Raw genomic sequence first — 18,651 nt, 5'->3', positions numbered from 1 at the left:
GGTTAGGAGGCCTTCTGTGAATATTGCGAAAAATGAACTTTTATACGAAGGAAAAGCGAAAAAGATTTTTCTTACGAATGATGACGATATTTTGTTTGTCGAGTACAAGGATTCTGCAACGGCCTTTAACGGAGAAAAAAAGGCCGAAATCGACGGAAAAGGCCGCTTGAATAATGAAATTTCCAGCATGATTTTCACGAGGCTTCATGAGAAGGGAATCGGAAACCACTTCGTGAAGCGGGTATCTGAAACCGAACAGCTTATCAAAAAAGTAAAAATCATCCCGCTTGAAGTCGTCGTCCGCAATGTCGTTGCGGGGAGCATGTCCAAACGGCTCGGCATTCCTGAAGGCACAGAGCTCAGGCAACCGCTCATCGAGTTTTACTATAAAGACGACTCGCTCGGCGACCCGCTGATCACAGAAGACCATATTTGGATTTTGCAGGCGGCTGAACCCGATCAGGTGGAAACCATCAAATCGATCACAAGACAGGTCAACGAAGAGCTGCAGCAGATTTTCGCGGCGATCGGTGTCAGATTGATAGATTTCAAGCTTGAGTTCGGGCTTGATGCAAACGGCCGCGTGCTGCTAGCCGACGAAATTTCGCCGGATACGTGCCGTCTGTGGGATAAAGAAACGAATGAAAAGCTTGATAAAGACGTGTTCAGACGGAATTTAGGCGGATTGACAGATGCGTACGAAGAAATATTCAAAAGACTTGGAGGCATGTAATATGTACAAAGTGAAAGTTTATGTCAGCTTGAAAGAAAGTGTCCTAGATCCACAGGGGAGCGCTGTCCAGCATGCTTTGCACAGCATGTCTTACAAAGAAGTCCAGGAAGTCCGCATCGGCAAATACATGGAGCTTACAATCGAAAAATCAGACCGCGACCTTGACGTTTTGGTCAAAGAAATGTGTGAAAAGCTTCTGGCAAATACGGTGATTGAAGACTACAGATACGAAGTCGAGGAGGTTGTCGCACAGTGAAATTTGCGGTGATTGTGTTACCGGGCTCTAACTGCGATATCGACATGTTCCACGCCATCAAAGATTCACTCGGCGAAGAAGCGGAATACGTCTGGCACACGGAAACAAGTCTTGATGAGTATGACGGCGTTTTGATTCCAGGGGGCTTTTCGTACGGCGATTACTTAAGATGCGGCGCGATCGCCCGCTTTGCAAACATCATGCCGGCCGTCAAAAAAGCAGCCGAAGAAGGAAAGCCTGTACTCGGCGTCTGCAACGGATTTCAAATTTTGCAGGAGCTCGGATTATTGCCGGGCGCGATGAGACGCAACAAAGACTTGAAATTTATTTGCCGTCCTGTCGAACTGATCGTCAAAAACAATGAAACCATGTTCACGTCTTCTTATGCTGCAGGCGAATCGATTACGATTCCGGTTGCCCACGGTGAAGGAAACTTCTATTGTGACGAAGAAACGCTTCTCAGGCTGAAAGAAAACAACCAGATTGCGTTCACATATGGAACCAACATCAACGGAAGCGTCGCCGACATTGCAGGCGTCGTAAATGAAAAAGGCAATGTACTGGGCATGATGCCTCATCCTGAGCGCGCAGTCGACACTCTGCTCGGAAGCGCCGACGGTCTCAAACTATTTCAGTCCATCGTGAAAAATTGGAGGGAAACTCATGTCGCTACTGCTTGAACCAAGTAAAGAACAAATTAAAGAAGAGAAACTCTATCAGCAAATGGGCGTCAGCGATGACGAGTTCGCCATGATCGAATCGATTCTCGGAAGGCTTCCAAACTATACGGAAATCGGGGTTTTTTCGGTGATGTGGTCAGAGCATTGCAGCTACAAAAATTCGAAGCCGATCCTGCGCAAGTTCCCGACGAAAGGCGAACGCGTCCTTCAAGGTCCCGGAGAAGGCGCGGGGATCGTCGACATCGGCGACAATCAGGCGGTCGTGTTCAAAATCGAATCGCACAACCACCCGTCGGCGATTGAACCGTATCAAGGAGCTGCAACAGGTGTAGGCGGCATCATCCGCGATGTCTTCTCAATGGGTGCGCGGCCGATTGCTGTCTTAAACTCTCTTCGGTTCGGCGAACTCACTTCACCGCGCGTGAAGTACTTGTTTGAAGAAGTAGTCGCAGGCATTGCCGGATACGGCAACTGCATCGGAATCCCGACCGTCGGCGGCGAAGTGCAGTTTGACAGCTGCTATGAAGGCAACCCTCTCGTCAATGCAATGTGCGTCGGGCTGATCAACCATGAAGATATTAAAAAAGGGCAGGCGAAAGGCGTCGGCAACACCGTCATGTACGTCGGCGCGAAAACGGGGCGCGACGGCATCCACGGCGCAACGTTCGCATCAGAGGAAATGTCTGATGCTTCAGAAGAAAAGCGCTCAGCGGTTCAAGTCGGCGATCCTTTCATGGAGAAGCTTCTGCTTGAAGCGTGTCTCGAAGTGATCAAATCCGATGCCCTTGTCGGCATTCAGGATATGGGCGCGGCCGGTTTGACAAGTTCAAGCGCGGAGATGGCTTCAAAAGCCGGCTCCGGAATTGAAATGAACCTTGACTTGATCCCTCAGCGGGAAACGGGAATGACGCCGTACGAAATGATGCTTTCAGAGTCTCAGGAGCGGATGCTTTTAGTGATCGAGCGCGGCCGCGAACAGGAAATCATCGATATTTTTGACAAATACGATCTTGAAGCGGTTGCCGTCGGACGCGTAACAGATGACAAAATGCTGCGCCTGTTCCACAAAGGCGAAATCGTCGCCGAGCTTCCGGTCGATGCACTGGCGGAAGATGCGCCTGTTTACCACAAGCCGTCCAAGGTTCCGGCATATTACAAAGAATTCCTTGAAACAGACGTCCCTGCACCAAAGGTGGATGATGCGAAAGAAACGCTTCTCAGTCTATTGCAGCAGCCGACGATCGCCAGCAAGGAATGGGTCTATGACCAATACGACTACATGGTGCGGACGAATACGGTAGTTGCGCCGGGCTCTGATGCGGGGGTTCTCAGAATACGCGGCACGAAAAAAGCGCTCGCGATGACGACCGACTGCAATGCCCGCTATTTGTACCTCGATCCGGAAATCGGCGGAAAAATCGCCGTTGCCGAGGCTGCGCGCAACATCGTTTGCTCCGGTGCAGAGCCGCTTGCGGTCACGGACAACCTGAACTTCGGAAATCCGGAAAAGCCGGAGATTTTCTGGCAGATTGAAAAGGCGGCCGACGGCATCAGCGAGGCATGCAGCGTACTGGGCACCCCGGTTATCGGCGGCAACGTATCCCTTTACAACGAATCGAACGGAAACGCGATCTATCCGACGCCTGTCATCGGTATGGTCGGACTGATCGAAGACACGAACCACATCACGACGCAGCAGTTTAAAGCAGCGGGGGATTTGATCTATGTGATCGGAGAGACGCTTCCTGAATTTGCGGGCAGCGAGCTGCAAAAGCTTACAGAAGGAAAAATCTATGGAAAAGCGCCGGCGATCGATCTTGAAGTCGAAGAGGCGCGGCAAAAAGCCCTTCTTCAAGCGATCCGCTCCGGTTTGGTCCAATCGGCGCACGATGTGTCAGAAGGCGGCCTCGGCGTTGCGCTTGCTGAAAGCGCAATGTCTGCTGAAGGACTTGGCGCCAATGTGACGCTTCCGGGCGAACCGGCATTATTATTCAGCGAAACACAATCACGGTTTATCGTTTCTGTCAAAAAAAGCAATCGAGAAGCTTTCGAAAAGCTCGTCAAAGATGCCAACCTTATCGGTGAAGTAACATCAGACAACATGCTTACGGTTCAAAGCGAGGAAGGAAAACAATGGATTCATGCGCAGACAAAAGAGCTTAAAAGCGCATGGAAAGGAGCTATCCCATGCTTGCTGAAATCAAAGGCTTAAACGAAGAATGCGGCGTATTTGGGATTTGGGGGCATGAAGAAGCACCGCAAATTACGTATTACGGCCTCCACAGCCTCCAGCACAGGGGGCAGGAAGGCGCCGGCATCGTGGCGACAGACGGCAAAAACATGTCTGCCCACAAAGGCCAGGGGCTGATTACCGAAGTTTTCCAAAACGGCGAGCTCGAAAAGGTGAAAGGAAAAGGGGCGATCGGCCACGTCCGCTATGCTACGGCGGGCGGCGGCGGTTTCGAAAACGTTCAGCCGTTCCTTTTCCATTCGCAAAACAACGGCAGCCTGGCGCTTGCGCACAACGGAAATCTGGTGAACGCGACCCAGCTGAAACAGCAGCTCGAAAACCAGGGCAGCATTTTTCAAACATCGTCAGATACGGAAGTGCTTGCACATTTAATTAAACGAAGCGGCCATTTCGAGTTGAAAGATCAGATCAAAAATGCTCTTTCCATGCTGAAAGGCGCTTATGCTTTCCTGATCATGACGGAAAAGGAAATGATCGTGGCGCTTGACCCGAACGGGCTGAGACCGCTGTCGGTCGCCATGCTTGGCGATGCATACGTCGTCGCTTCCGAAACGTGCGCTTTTGATGTGGTGGGCGCGACGTATTTGCGCGATGTAGAACCGGGCGAGATGCTGATCATCAGTGATGAAGGCATGAAATCAGAGCGTTTCTCGATCAATATTAACCGCTCCATCTGCAGCATGGAATATATTTATTTCTCAAGACCTGACAGCAACATCAACGGCATCAACGTACACAGCGCGAGAAAGAACCTCGGCAAAAAGCTCGCCGAAGAATCCGGCGTTGAAGCGGACGTTGTCACGGGCGTTCCTGATTCGAGCATTTCCGCGGCGATCGGCTACGCCGAAGCGACAGGTATTCCGTATGAACTCGGACTGATCAAAAACCGCTATGTCGGCAGAACCTTTATCCAGCCGTCGCAGTCTCTCAGGGAGCAAGGCGTCAGGATGAAGCTGTCAGCCGTCCGCGGAGTCGTCGAAGGCAAGCGCGTCGTCATGGTGGACGATTCCATTGTAAGAGGCACGACGAGCCGCAGGATTGTGACGATGCTGCGCGAAGCCGGAGCGACGGAAGTGCACGTCAGAATCAGTTCCCCGCCTATTGCCCATCCGTGCTTTTACGGAATTGACACATCGACGCACGAAGAACTGATCGCTTCCTCTCATTCAGTGGAAGAAATCCGTCAGGAAATCGGCGCCGATACATTGTCATTCTTGAGCATTGAAGGGCTCCTTTCCGGGATCGGAAGACAGTATGAAGGCGAAAACCGCGGCCAGTGCATGGCTTGCTTTACAGGAAAATACCCGACTGAAATTTATCAGGATACCGTTCTCCCGCATGTGAAAGAAGCCGTATTGACAAAATAAAGTATCTTGTAAAACGAATAAAGGGCAGCCTCATGATATGCTGCTCTTTTGAAATTGAAAAAATGGACAAGCGCGGAATAAGGAGTGATTGTGTTGTCTGAAAGCTATAAAAACGCCGGGGTTGATATTGAAGCCGGATATGAAGCCGTAAAACGGATGAAAAAACATGTGGAAAGAACGAAGCGAATCGGCGCAATGGGCGGTCTTGGCGGATTTGGCGGCATGTTTGACCTGTCGGAACTGCCGTACAAACAGCCGGTTCTGATTTCGGGAACGGACGGCGTCGGCACAAAGCTAAAGCTCGCTTTTGCGATGGACAAGCATGACACGATCGGCATCGATGCCGTCGCTATGTGTGTCAATGATGTGCTCGCTCAAGGAGCGGAGCCGCTTTTCTTCCTCGATTACCTTGCGGTCGGAAAAGCTGATCCCGTCAAAATTGAAGAGATTGTAAAAGGCGTCGCAGAAGGCTGCGTACAGTCGGGATCAGCGCTTGTCGGCGGAGAAACGGCGGAAATGCCTGGTCTTTATACAGAGAATGAATACGATATTGCCGGGTTCTCGGTCGGAGCTGCTGAAAAAGATGGCATCGTCACGGGCGAAAACATCAGCGAAGGACATCTCTTAATCGGACTTTCTTCAAGCGGACTTCACAGCAACGGCTTCTCTCTCGTTCGGAAAGTTCTTCTTGAAGATGCCGGTCTGAACCTTGATGTGACGTATACACCTTTTGAACGGCCTCTTGGCGAAGAGCTTTTAGAGCCGACGAAAATTTATGTCAAACCTGTCCTTGAAGCGGTGAAATCAGGCAAAATCGCCGGCATGGCGCACGTGACCGGCGGCGGCTTTATCGAAAACCTGCCGCGCATGATGCCTGATGGCCTTGGAGTTGAAATCGACATCGGCTCATGGCCCGTCCCTCCTATCTTTCCGTTCATTCAGGAGAAAGGCGGCCTCAAATCCGAGGAAATGTTCAATGTTTTCAATATGGGAATCGGCTTTGTCCTTGCGGTAAAAGAAGAGGATATGACAGACGTGATTCAAACGCTCGAAAACAAAGGTGAAAAAGCCTATCTTATCGGTAGAGTGAAAGCCGGAAGCGGCGTTGTGTTTGGCGGTGCCGGTCTTTCATGAGAAAATTCGCGGTATTTGCATCAGGAAGCGGAACGAATTTTGAAGCGATCGAGAGAAGAATGAGAGAAGAGAACTGGGATGCCGAAATCGTCCTTGTCGTCTGTGACAAGCCCGATGCGAAAGTGCTTGATAGGGCGGAAAAAGCCGGAATCGCGTCGTTTGCATTCCAGCCGAAATCATTCGAAAATAAAGCGGCTTTTGAACAGGTGATTGTTGAACAGCTCCGCCTCCACGGAGCGGAATGGATTGTCTTGGCGGGGTATATGAGGCTGATCGGCGATACGCTGCTGTCGGCATACCGGAACAAAATCGTTAACATCCATCCGTCGCTCCTTCCGGCGTTCCCCGGCATCGACGCGATCGGACAAGCGTACAGAGCAGGCGTGAAAGTGGCAGGCATCACGGTTCACTATGTTGACGAAGGCATGGACACCGGACCGATTATCGCGCAGCGCGCACTCCAGCTTGATCAGAACGAGACATTGGAATCCCTTGAAGAAAAGATTCACAAATTGGAACACGAGCTTTATCCCGACGTAATCAAAGAGCTTCTTGAACTAAATGACTGAGGTGAAAAAGAATGACGATCAAACGCGCATTAATCAGCGTATCTGATAAAACGAATATTGTCCCTTTTGTAAAAGAGCTGACAGAGCTTGGCGTTGAAGTAATTTCTACAGGCGGCACAAAAAAACTGCTTCAGGAAAGCGGTGTAGACGTCATCGGCATTTCTGAAGTGACGGGCTTTCCGGAAATCATGGACGGACGGCTGAAAACCCTTCACCCGAACATCCACGGCGGACTTCTTGCTGTCCGCGGCAATGAAAAACATATGGCTCAGCTCGATGAACAAGGCATCCAGCCGATCGACCTCGTCGTTGTCAACCTTTATCCGTTTAAAGAAACGATTTCAAAGGAAGGCGTCACATACGAAGAAGCGATTGAAAACATCGATATCGGCGGACCGGGCATGCTTCGCGCCGCCGCGAAAAACCATCAGGATGTCGTCGTCATCGTCGACCCTCAAGACTACGAGCCGGTGCTGAACGAAATCAAAGAAGCTGGCGGGGTATCCCTTGAGAAAAAACGCGGCCTCGCGGCAAAAGTATTCCGCCACACGGCAGCTTATGACGCGTTGATCGCTGACTACTTAACAAACGTAACCGGTGAAAAAGAGCCTGAACAGTTCACCGTCACGTTTGAGAAAAAACAATCGCTCCGCTACGGCGAAAATCCGCATCAGGAAGCAGTCTTTTATCAAAGCGCGCTCCCTGTCAAAGGGTCAATCGCTTCAGCTGAACAGCTGCACGGAAAAGAGCTCTCCTATAACAACATCAAAGACGCGGATGCGGCACTTCAAATCGTCCGCGAGTTCACAGAGCCGGCTGCGGCTGCCGTCAAGCACATGAACCCTTGCGGCGTCGGGACGGGCAACACGATCGAAGAGGCGTTTAACAAAGCATACGCCGCTGACGAAACGTCGATTTTCGGCGGCATTATCGCGCTCAACCGTGAAGTTGACAAAGCGACTGCCGAAGCTCTTCACCAGATCTTTTTGGAAATCATTATCGCGCCATCATTCAGTCAAGAAGCGCTTGATATTTTAACATCCAAGAAAAACCTTCGTCTCTTGACGCTTGATGTCAATCAGCCTGTGAAAAGCGAAAAACAGCTGACATCCGTTCAAGGCGGTTTGTTGATCCAGGACTTGGACTTGCACGGTTTTGACGATGCCGAGATTACGATACCGACGAAAAGGGAGCCGACCGAACAGGAATGGGCAGACCTGAAACTCGCTTGGAAAGTCGTGAAGCACGTCAAATCGAATGCGATTGTCCTGGCAAAAGACGATATGACGATCGGCGTCGGCGCAGGGCAGATGAACCGCGTAGGCTCCGCCAAAATCGCGATCGAACAGGCCGGCGAAAAAGCGAAGGGCAGCGCGCTTGGATCTGACGCGTTCTTCCCGATGCCTGACACGGTCGAGGAAGCCGCAAAAGCGGGCATTATCGCAATCATCCAGCCGGGCGGCTCGGTTCGTGATGAAGATTCGATTAAAAAAGCGGATGAATACGGCATTGCCATGGTCTTCACCGGAATCCGCCACTTCAAACATTAAGGGGAGGAAACAGCGTGAACGTATTGATTATCGGTAGAGGCGGCAGAGAGCACACACTGGCCTGGAAGGCGGCGCAAAGCCCGCTTGTCGATACCGTATATGCGGCGCCGGGCAATGACGGAATGGCGAAAACGGCCGTGCTCGTTGATCTTGATGAAGGAAACCATGAGGGACTTCTTGCGTTCGCAAAGGAAAACAACATCGGACTGACGATCGTCGGTCCTGAGGTTCCTTTGATCGAGGGTCTTGTCGACGAGTTTGAAAAAGCGGGGCTCCCGGTGTTCGGTCCATCCGCCAAAGCCGCGGTGATCGAAGGCAGCAAGCAGTTCGCGAAAGATCTGATGAAGAAATATCAGATCCCGACGGCAGAATACGAAACATTTACATCCTTTGAAAATGCAAAAGCGTATGTCGAAGAAAAAGGCGCGCCGATCGTCATCAAAGCGGACGGCCTCGCCGCCGGAAAAGGCGTGACCGTCGCAATGACGGATGAAGAAGCGATTCAATGTCTGCACGATTTTCTCGAAGATGAAAAGTTCGGCGAAGCCAGCGCTTCCGTCGTGATCGAAGAGTTTTTAAGCGGTGAAGAGTTTTCGCTGATGGCTTTTGTTAAGGGTGAAAAGGTGTATCCGATGGTAATCGCCCAGGACCATAAGCGGGCATTTGACGGAGACAAGGGCCCGAATACGGGCGGCATGGGCGCTTATTCGCCGGTTCCGCAGATTTCTGAAGAGGTCGTCCAGGATGCCGTCAAAACGATTTTAGAGCCTGCCGCACAGGCGATGGTCAAAGAAGACCGTTCGTTTACAGGCGTCTTATACGCCGGCTTAATGCTGACGGAAAAAGGTACGAAAGTGATCGAATTCAACGCCAGATTCGGAGATCCGGAAACACAGGTCGTCCTCCCGCGCCTTGAATCAGACCTTGTGCAAGTGATGCTTGATCTGTTGGAAGAGCGCGAAGTAGAGCTGAAATGGAAGGATACGGCGGCATTCACCGTTGTTCTTGCATCTGAAGGCTATCCGGAAAGCTATGAAAAAGGCACGCCGATCGGCATGCTTAAGCATGACATGGAACAGACCGTCGTCTTTCACGCAGGCACGAAAAAAAGCGGCGATCAGTTTGTGACAAACGGCGGCCGCGTCGCCAATGTCACAGCGTTTGCAGAGACGTTTGATGGGGCAAGGGAAGCAGCCTATCAAGCGGTGGAACGAGTAAGAAAACCGGGGATGTTTTACCGGACGGATATCGGCGCGCGTGCGCTCAAGGCAGCGCAGAAATAACGATGGAGAGACAGAGCGGAGCATCCGTTTTGTCTCTTTTTTGCAGTCAATTTTTTTGGATCATCTTGATCATCGATTCAGCCATCAATTCGGGCGGAAAAGGCATGCCGTTTTCAAGCCACCATGCGGCTGTCCCCGCAAAGGCGGAAATCACAAACCGCCGCTGGATATCAAGAGGCACTGAGCGGTCAGTATCAGAAGCTGCCGTTTTTTTGATTCCCGTCAAAAAGCTGTCATTCCAAAAATCATTGAGCAGCTCCTTAATGTTCAGCTCATATCTTCTATTGATGATAATCGTAAAATCACCGCAGTTCTGTTGCAAATGCTGATAAAAGCGCAGCACATACCAGTACGCTTCATGCTTTTCCCCGCTGCAATCTATATCAAGCGGCGAAAAGATATCCTCTTTCATCGCTTCAAACATGTCTCTCATATTTTAATGAAGCAAATCGTATTTATCTTGATAATGCTGATAAAATGTCGTTCGGTTCAAGTTTGCCCGTTGCGTAATATCCTGCACAGAGATTTTTCCCCATTCTTTTTCAGCAAGCAGTTCAAACAAGGCTTTTTTTTAGTTTGTTTTCGATTTTGTGATCCGCTTGTCCCCTCGGTAGCTGTCAGCCACTTCAGCCGCCTCCTCAAAACACTTTTTCGACACTTATTTTCCATTTGTTGGTTGAATGGCCAGGTGGAATCTTTTAATTTAAAACTAACATATTAAACTTCATGAATCAGCTGACAAGCAACCGAAGGAGTGAAAGTGAATGAGTCAAGCAAAACAGCAGAACCCCATTCAGAAAGCGCTGATTAACGGAAAGAACAGACAAGACCCGTATGATCCGTTTCCATGGTATGAAAAAATGCGCACCGAATCACCGATTCATTATGATGAAGACAGTAAAGTGTGGAGTGTGTTCCGTTATGATGATGTCAAAAGAGTGATCAGCGACAAAGACTTTTTTTCAAATCAATTCCCTCAGGTTGGAACTGGCAATACGTTTGCGAAAACGATGATCAGCATGGATCCGCCGAAACATACGAGAATCAGATCGATCGTCAACAGGGCTTTTACACCGCGCGTCATGAAAGAGTGGGAGCCGAGCATTCGCGAACTGACGAATGAACTGCTCGCTGATGTCCGCGGCAGGGAAGAGATCGACCTTGTACAGGATTTTTCATATCCGTTGCCCGTCATTGTCATTTCGGAATTGCTCGGCGTTCCTTCAGTGTATAAGCATCATTTCAAAGAATGGTCCGACCTGTTGGTCAGCCTGCCGAAGAGCGATCGGCCGGAAGATGTGAACGAGCGGAAAAACATCAGGGATCAAGGCGAAGAAGAACTGACTGGATTTTTTGAAAAGATGATTGAAGAGAAAAGACAAAACCTCGGCAATGACCTGATTTCGCTTTTGATCAAAGCAGAACAAGAAGGGGGCAAGCTTTCCCCTGATGAATTGGTTCCGTTTTGCAATCTGCTCTTGATGGCGGGGAATGAAACGACGACGAATTTGGTTTCAAATGCGGTCTACAGCATTCTCGAAACACCGGGTGCGTATGATGAGCTCGCCGGGCATCCTGAACTGATTCCGCAGGCCACCCGAGGAAGCCGTCGCACCGATGATCGTGCGCTTCGTTAAACAGGATACCGAAATCAGAGGAGTGAGCTTGAAAAAAGGAGAAGGTGTGGTCGCTTTCCTTGCATCCGCCAACCGTGATGAAGCGAAATTTGAGAGGGCGCACGAATTTGATATTCACCGCCATCCGAACCCGCATATCGGATTTGGCCACGGCATCCACTTCTGCTTAGGCGCCCCGCTCGCGAGGCTGGAAGCAGCGATCGCTCTTGAGGCGCTCCTCAAGCAGTATTCCTCGATGGAAAAGCTTGCGATCGTGCCGATGGCCGACAGCAGTATGTATGGTTTAAAACATTTTCGTCTGCGGGTGAAGTCAGCAGGGAAAACGGCGCCATATTCATTTTAAAAGCACCTGAAATGGTGCTTTTTTGTTGTCGGTGGAAAAACCGTCCAACCTTTAGTAACATTTTATGAAGACAGTGATAGGGAAGGAGAAAGCAGATGAGTCATGTAACCTGCAAAAAGTGTAAAAAACAAATATCAAAAGACGAGACATTTTATTACATGGACAAACCCGTCGGATTATCAGGAATCACCCATGTCAAAAGGTTTTTGGAGAGCAACGGCTTGATTTTATGTGAAGACTGTATAAGAGAGCATTTGCAAAAATGACGCTATTCAATGCAAAAAAGCACCCAAAAGGTGCTTTTTATGATTGTTCGCCAGTCTCTCCCTGCGGTTTCATATACGTTTGGCAGACATACGTCATGGGACAAAATCGTAAAATGCCGGAAGCGGTTTTGAGCGCCCCCATAAACATGCACAAAAGCGTCATTCTGCACCACGGTTTTCTCGTAAACTTTGCCGCTGCCGCCGACAGGATCGTCAGTCCGCACGCAATGCGAAATACGGCGTCAAACAGTCCGATGTTTTGTTTCATCATTGATTCCTCCGATTTAAATAATTAAATAATTGTGTTTTCGAAAAATTGTAACGGATTGGTAATGCGTGACAATAGTAAATGTGTTAACATAGGGTCATTACATGTAAAGGAGAGTATGTGAATGTTCGAACGCACCTTAATTTGGAAAAACAAAGACATCAGATCACAAGTTGATGTTGTAAGTTCAAGGCTGCTCCCAACGCTCCTTTTACGAAATGCAAACGTATTGAACCCTTATTTAAAGCAATGGATCTCTGCAAACGTATGGATTCATCGTGACAGAATCGTTTATGTCGGCCGCGATCTTCCGAAAACGGCCGTTAAAACTACCATAGATTGTGAAGGAAAATACATTGTACCCGGGTATATTGAGCCGCATGCCCATCCTTTTCAAATTTATAATCCCCAAACATTGGCCGAATATGTGTCACAGTTTGGAACGACGACATTCGTCAACGACAACCTGTTCCTGCTTTTGCATTGCGGAAAAAAGAAAGCGTTTTCTATTTTGGAGGAGCTGAAAAAACAGCCTGTTCACTACTATTGGTGGTCAAGGTATGATTTACAGACAGAGGTGCCTGACGAAGACCGGATTCTTTCGATCGACTACCGGAAGCACTGGGGCGAGCACCCTGACGTGATTCAGGGCGGAGAAATGACGGGCTGGCCGCGCCTTTTGGACGGAGATGACTTAATCCTGCACTGCATGCAATGCACGAAAAGAAGGCGGAAACGGATCGAAGGCCATTTTCCGGGCGCATCCGAGAAAACGCTAACAAAAATGAAGCTTTTCGGCGCAGATGCCGATCATGAAGCCATGACGGGAAAGGAAGTATTGAAGCGGCTTGAGCTGGGCTATTATGCCGGGTTAAGGCATTCTTCGATACGCCCTGATCTCAGAACGATCCTGCGCGACCTTCATGAAGAGGGATTCCGCCATTACGACCACTTGTTCTACACGACGGACGGCGCAACGCCGAATTTTTATAAGGAAGGCATGACAAACAAGCTCATTTCAATCGCTCTTGAAGAGGGCGTTCCGGCGATCGACGCTTATAATATGGCCTCTTTCAATATTGCGAAATACTATCAGCTTGAAGACCTTCTCGGCGTCGTCGCACCGGGCAGATATGCGACATTGAACATATTGGAAAGCCCTGAAAATCCGGCTCCGGTGACGGTGCTTGCGAAAGGCCGGATCTTGAAATCTGACGGAGCGGACATGGAGCTGTTTAGAGAGACGGACTGGAAAAAAGGCGGTCTTGTCCCTCTGAACCTTTCATATGATCTAACGATGGATGATTTGCAGTTTTCCATGCCGCTCGGATTGAAGATGAGGAATGCCGTCATCATGGAGCCTTATACGATTGAGATTGACAACTCCGTCAACCAGCTCTCGTTTGATCATGATGAAAGCTATCTCGCCCTGTTCGACAAAAACGGCAGATGGCGGGTCAATACGATGCTGAAAGGCTTTGCCACACGTGTGCAAGGATTTGTCAGCTCATATTCGACGACGGGAGACATTATTGCAATCGGGAAAAATAAAGATGACATGCTGCTGGCCTTTGAGCGAATGAAGGAAATCGGCGGAGGCATCGTATTAGCCGAAAACGGAAAAATCCTCCACGAAATTCCTCTTCATTTAAGCGGCGGGGCGTCAAAAGAGGCGTTTCAGAAGGTGCTTGAACGGGAAAGCGCGCTGAAAGACCTTCTTTTTGAAAGAGGATACATGTTCAGCGATCCTGTCTATACCCTGCTGTTTCTCCAAAGCACCCATCTTCCCTACATCAGGGTGACGCCGAAAGGGATCTTTGATGTCATGAAAAAAACTGTACTCTTTCCATCGATAATGCGTTAAAATATAAAAGAGCGGGAGCTAATGTATGATCAATCGATATGTGAGAGTACTGCTGTCCATAGCCTGTGCCGCAATGCTGGTGTCATGCGGGATAAGCAATGAACAGAATGTGCAGAATATCTATCCGCTGACGGGAATGAAAGCGGATGGAGAGATTCGCAAGCGGCCGCTCGCCGTTGTGGTGAACAATCATCCAAAGGCAAGGCCGCAGTCGGGGTTAAGCAAGGCAGACATCGTGATTGAGAGTTTGAGCGAAGGACCGATCACAAGATTTTTGGCGATTTTTCAAAGCGAAATGCCTGAAACCGCAGGTCCCGTCAGAAGCGCCAGAGAGTATTTCGTTGATCTGGCTCTCGGTTTTGACGGCATACTGGTGCATCACGGCTGGAGTCCGGGTGCAAAAAAACGGCTTGAAAACGGTGCAGCGGATCATATCAACGGAATGGATTATGACGGCAGTCTGTTTTGGAGAGCGGACTTCCGGGAGGCGCCCCATAACTCGTATACTTCATTTGAAAATATTAACAAAGCAGCCGCTGACAAAGGATACTCCATGAAAACCGCCGTAGAACCTTATACGTTTAAAAAAGCCCGTCCAACATCAGGGACGCCTTACCGCATCCGGTTGGATTACGGGACAAAAAACGTTACAAACCAAGTAGATTTTGGTTATGATAAAAAGGTTGACGGTTATATAAGAATGTCAGACGGCATGCTGACAACAGACCTTGAAACAGAAGAACCGATCATTCTTCAAAATATACTAATAGTGGAAGCCGAACATCGAATCAAAGATGCCTACGGGAGAAGGGATGTCGACCTGCGTTCAGGCGGACAAGGACTGCTTCTGCAAAACGGGGAAGTCCATCAAGTCGATTGGAAGAACGAAGGCGGCCGGCTGGTGCCGGTAAAGGACGGAAAAAACGTTCCTTTCGTTCCGGGAAAAACGTGGATCAACATCATTCCCGATCTCAGCAAGGTTTCTATTAGCAAAGGAGAAGGTGTGTAACGATGCAGATCGATAAATTGCGCGGGAGAGAGCTCGACCAGCTTTTTCAATCTATCCTATCATTGAGAGATCTCGAAGAATGCTACCGTTTTTTCGATGATCTGTGTACGATAAATGAAATACAATCGCTGGCTCAGCGGCTCGAAGTCGCCAGAATGCTCCGCGACGGCAACACGTACCACAAAATTGAAACGGAAACCGGAGCGAGCACTGCGACCATTTCCAGGGTAAAACGCTGCCTGAATTACGGAAATGACGCCTATATTATGGCGCTGGACCGTGTAAAAGAACAAGAATCCGAATGATCTTTCAAACCGCCTGGCTCCTTAAGCCCGGCGGTTTTTTATGTCCAAAATTTCCACTCTTACTTTCTTCGTTATCCGTTTTTCCAACAGGGATGAATTTGTTATAATATTTAAATGGCAAGAACGATTGGAGGAGCTTTTTTTATGTACGATATTACCGAGTGGAAGCACGTCTTTAAACTCGATCCAAATAAAGAGATAACGGACGAACAGCTCGAGCAGCTGTGCGAATCGGGAACGGATGCGATTCTGATCGGCGGAAGCGACAACATCACAGAGGATGATGTGCTCCGGCTGATGTCGAAAGTCCGGCGTTTTTTAGTGCCGTGCGTCCTTGAAGTATCCGCGATTGATGCGATCGTGCCGGGATTTGACCTCTATTTTATCCCGACCGTACTGAACAGCAAAAACCCCGACTGGATCGTCGGCTTACATAAAGAAGCGATGAAAGAATACGGCGAGCTGATGTCTCCTGAAGAGATCATCGTCGAAGGCTACTGCATTTTAAACCCGGACTGCAAGGCGGCGGCTTTGACAGATGCTGATGCAGAGATTGGGCTCGAAGACATCAAAGCCTATGGGCGGCTGGCGGAAAAGCTCTTTTCGATGCCGGTCTTTTATCTGGAATACAGCGGAATGCTCGGGGATGTCGAGACGGTGAAGGAAACGAAGGCCGTTTTGACCGATACGGTTTTATTCTACGGCGGCGGCATTTCAGATCCCGAAACAGCTGCAAAAATGGCCGAATACGCCGACGTCGTCGTTGTCGGGAACGCGATTTACGAAGATTTCGGACAAGCGCTGAAAACGGTGGACGCCGTAAAAAAATAAGCGGAACAAACCGGATTGGTTTATAATAGAACATATGTTTGAAGAGGCGGTGAACGGATTGAATTATATTAGCGACCAATTATTGAATGGATTAAATAACGTACAGCAGGAAGCGGTCAAAACAACGGAAGGGCCGCTTTTGATCATGGCCGGCGCGGGAAGCGGAAAAACGCGGGTTTTGACCCATCGGATCGCGTATTTGATGGCGGAAAAGCGCGTTGCTCCGTGGAACATTCTCGCGATCACGTTTACGAACAAAGCGGCGAGAGAGATGAAAGACCGCGTGGAAAGCATTCTCGGACCAGGTGCGGATGACATTTGGATTTCGACTTTCCACAGCATGTGCGTGAGAATTTTGCGGAGGGACATCGACCGGATCGGGATCAACCGCAATTTCTCGATTCTTGATACGTCAGATCAGCTTTCTGTCATTAAAGGAATCTTGAAGGAAAGAAACATCGATCCGAATAAGTTTGACCCGCGGAGCATTCTCGGCTCCATCAGCGGCGCGAAAAACGAACTGATCGACCCTGAGGAATACGAGAAAACAGCGGGCGGCTTTTTTGAGCAGGTTGTCAGCGACGTCTACAAAGATTATCAAAAAAAACTGCAGAAAAACCAGTCTCTCGATTTTGACGACTTGATCATGACGACGATCCGTCTGTTTGAGAGGGTGCCTGAAGTGCTTGAATACTATCAGCGCAAATTTCAATACATTCATGTCGATGAGTATCAGGATACGAACAGGGCACAGTATTTGCTCGTCAAAAAAATGGCGCAGCGCTTCCAAAACATCTGCGTCGTCGGGGACTCGGACCAGTCGATTTACAGATGGCGCGGAGCGGACATCGCCAACATCCTGTCTTTTGAAAAAGACTACCCGAACGCAAGCGTCATTTTGCTGGAGCAAAACTACAGATCGACGCAGCGGATCTTGAACGCGGCCAACGAAGTGATCAAAAACAACTCGAACAGAAAGCCGAAAAACCTGTGGACCGAAAATGACGAAGGGGCGAAGATCTCCTATTTCAGGGGGGACAACGAATTTGGCGAAGGGCAATTTGTGGCCGGAAAAATCAGGGAGCTCGTCCAATCCGGCAAGCGCTCCTACTCCGATATCGCGATTTTATACCGGACAAACGCCCAGTCCCGCGTCATTGAGGAAACGCTGATGAAAGCGAACATCAATTACAACATCGTCGGCGGCACGAAGTTCTATGACCGGAAGGAAATTAAAGACATTCTCGCCTACCTGCGGCTTGTCGCAAATCCGGATGACGATATCAGCTTTGCGAGAATCGTCAATGTGCCGAAGCGCGGCGTCGGTGCGACTTCCGTCGATAAAATCGCGGCATACGCGGACATGAACGGGCTGTCTCTGTTTGAAGCGCTCGGCCAGGTCGACTTTATCGGCCTCAGCGCGAAAGCGGCCAACGCCCTTGACGATTTCAGGCAGATGATCGAAAACTTGACGAATATGCAGGAATACTTATCCGTCACAGAACTGACTGAAGAAATCCTCGAAAAAACCGAATACCGCGACATGCTGAAGGCGGAGAAAACGCTCGAAGCCCAGAGCCGATTAGAGAATATCGACGAGTTTTTGTCAGTGACGAAAAACTTTGAGCAGCAAAGCGAAGATAAATCGCTCGTCTCCTTTTTGACGGACCTTGCGCTCATCGCCGATATCGATCAGCTTGATCAGCAGGAAGAGGAATCCGGTAATAAAGATGCCGTCATCTTGATGACGCTTCACGCTGCTAAAGGACTCGAATTTCCGGTCGTCTTTCTGATGGGGCTTGAAGAAGGGGTCTTCCCGCACAGCCGTTCCCTGATGGAGGAAGCGGAAATGGAAGAGGAGCGGAGGCTCGCCTATGTCGGGATTACGCGGGCTGAGGAAGAGCTCTATTTAACGAACGCGCGGATGCGGACGCTGTTCGGCAGAACGAATATGAATCCGGAATCGCGATTCATCGCGGAAATACCGGAAGAATTATTGGACAATCTAAACGAGAAGAAGAATACGGCATCTCCGTTCGGACGAAAACAGGAGCGGAAAGCGCCCGTCACCCGTCCGGCGACGGCTTACACCAAAACGGGCGGCGACGGAATCGACTGGGCCGTCGGAGACAAAGCCTCTCATAAAAAATGGGGCACAGGCACGGTCGTCAGCGTGAAAGGGGCAGGTGAATCGACTGAGCTTGACATCGCCTTTCCGAGTCCAATCGGAGTGAAACGTCTGCTCGCGGCCTTTGCGCCAATTGAAAAGCAATAATGGCAAAAGACCTCAGGATGAAAGGACGAA

Annotated in this window: 15 protein-coding genes and 2 pseudogenes; 15 read left to right on the top strand and 2 right to left on the bottom strand. The window is 49.6% G+C overall.

Annotation, left to right across the window (positions count from 1 at the left end; genetic code table 11):
- Positions 1-16: 16 nt before the first annotated feature.
- From purC to purD, 9 genes are all read left to right on the top strand, one after another.
- Positions 17-733, top strand: a complete 717-nt coding sequence (gene purC, locus AB447_RS12235; RefSeq protein WP_048354864.1) for a phosphoribosylaminoimidazolesuccinocarboxamide synthase — start codon at positions 17-19, stop codon at positions 731-733.
- 1 nt (position 734) lies between these two features.
- Positions 735-989, top strand: coding sequence for a phosphoribosylformylglycinamidine synthase subunit PurS (gene purS, locus AB447_RS12230; protein WP_046130445.1), 255 nt, complete (start codon positions 735-737; stop codon positions 987-989).
- On the top strand, positions 986-1,669 hold the full coding sequence (gene purQ / locus AB447_RS12225; protein ID WP_048354865.1) for a phosphoribosylformylglycinamidine synthase subunit PurQ: 684 nt from the start codon (positions 986-988) through the stop codon (positions 1,667-1,669). The genes purS and purQ overlap by 4 nt, the downstream gene beginning before the upstream one ends.
- Positions 1,653-3,881 (top strand): phosphoribosylformylglycinamidine synthase subunit PurL, encoded by a 2,229-nt coding sequence (purL, locus tag AB447_RS12220; protein WP_048405834.1) that lies wholly within the window; start codon positions 1,653-1,655, stop codon positions 3,879-3,881. Before purQ ends, purL begins: the two co-directional genes overlap by 17 nt.
- Positions 3,857-5,287, top strand: coding sequence for an amidophosphoribosyltransferase (gene purF, locus AB447_RS12215; RefSeq protein ID WP_048354866.1), 1,431 nt, complete (start codon positions 3,857-3,859; stop codon positions 5,285-5,287). Before purL ends, purF begins: the two co-directional genes overlap by 25 nt.
- A 93-nt stretch (positions 5,288-5,380) precedes the next feature.
- Positions 5,381-6,421 carry a phosphoribosylformylglycinamidine cyclo-ligase gene (gene purM, locus AB447_RS12210; protein ID WP_048354867.1) on the top strand — a complete coding sequence of 347 codons (1,041 nt, stop codon included), beginning with the start codon at positions 5,381-5,383 and terminating at the stop codon, positions 6,419-6,421.
- A complete protein-coding gene (gene purN / locus AB447_RS12205; protein ID WP_048354868.1) occupies positions 6,418-6,990 on the top strand; it encodes a phosphoribosylglycinamide formyltransferase in 573 nt (190 codons plus the stop codon). The genes purM and purN overlap by 4 nt, the downstream gene beginning before the upstream one ends.
- An 11-nt stretch (positions 6,991-7,001) precedes the next feature.
- Positions 7,002-8,540 carry a bifunctional phosphoribosylaminoimidazolecarboxamide formyltransferase/IMP cyclohydrolase gene (gene purH / locus AB447_RS12200; protein ID WP_057957588.1) on the top strand — a complete coding sequence of 513 codons (1,539 nt, stop codon included), beginning with the start codon at positions 7,002-7,004 and terminating at the stop codon, positions 8,538-8,540.
- A gap of 14 nt (positions 8,541-8,554) precedes the next feature.
- Positions 8,555-9,823, top strand: a complete 1,269-nt coding sequence (gene purD / locus AB447_RS12195; RefSeq protein ID WP_048405835.1) for a phosphoribosylamine--glycine ligase — start codon at positions 8,555-8,557, stop codon at positions 9,821-9,823.
- 46 nt (positions 9,824-9,869) lie between these two features.
- On the opposite strand, the pseudogene AB447_RS26850 reads toward purD, so the two are convergent.
- A pseudogene (locus tag AB447_RS26850) lies at positions 9,870-10,385 on the bottom strand (TetR/AcrR family transcriptional regulator).
- A gap of 202 nt (positions 10,386-10,587) precedes the next feature.
- Between AB447_RS26850 and AB447_RS12180 the strand changes: the two are divergent.
- Positions 10,588-11,803 (top strand): annotated as a pseudogene (locus AB447_RS12180) (cytochrome P450).
- 303 nt (positions 11,804-12,106) lie between these two features.
- On the opposite strand, the gene AB447_RS12175 reads toward AB447_RS12180, so the two are convergent.
- Positions 12,107-12,337, bottom strand: a complete 231-nt coding sequence (locus AB447_RS12175) for a YgaP family membrane protein (RefSeq protein ID WP_048353932.1) — start codon at positions 12,335-12,337, stop codon at positions 12,107-12,109.
- 124 nt (positions 12,338-12,461) lie between these two features.
- Between AB447_RS12175 and AB447_RS12170 the strand changes: the two genes are divergently transcribed.
- The 5 genes from AB447_RS12170 (at position 12,462) to pcrA (ending at position 18,621) form a co-directional block, all read left to right on the top strand.
- Complete coding sequence (locus AB447_RS12170; protein ID WP_048353933.1) at positions 12,462-14,201, top strand: adenine deaminase C-terminal domain-containing protein; 1,740 nt, start codon at positions 12,462-12,464, stop codon at positions 14,199-14,201.
- Positions 14,202-14,274: 73 nt separating this feature from the next.
- Positions 14,275-15,210 (top strand): DUF3048 domain-containing protein, encoded by a 936-nt coding sequence (locus AB447_RS12165; RefSeq protein ID WP_231592058.1) that lies wholly within the window; start codon positions 14,275-14,277, stop codon positions 15,208-15,210.
- 2 nt (positions 15,211-15,212) lie between these two features.
- Positions 15,213-15,515 (top strand): YerC/YecD family TrpR-related protein, encoded by a 303-nt coding sequence (locus AB447_RS12160; protein WP_048353935.1) that lies wholly within the window; start codon positions 15,213-15,215, stop codon positions 15,513-15,515.
- 144 nt (positions 15,516-15,659) lie between these two features.
- Entirely contained in the window at positions 15,660-16,346 is a 687-nt protein-coding gene (gene pcrB / locus AB447_RS12155; RefSeq protein WP_048405837.1) for a heptaprenylglyceryl phosphate synthase, read from the top strand.
- A 58-nt stretch (positions 16,347-16,404) separates the two neighbouring features.
- Entirely contained in the window at positions 16,405-18,621 is a 2,217-nt protein-coding gene (pcrA, locus tag AB447_RS12150) for a DNA helicase PcrA (RefSeq protein ID WP_048353998.1), read from the top strand.
- The last annotated feature ends 30 nt before the right edge of the window (positions 18,622-18,651 follow it).

It is taken from the genome of Bacillus glycinifermentans (genome assembly GCF_001042475.2).
Lineage (GTDB): Bacteria > Bacillota > Bacilli > Bacillales > Bacillaceae > Bacillus > Bacillus glycinifermentans.
This window is presented reverse-complemented; position numbering and strand designations above follow the sequence as displayed.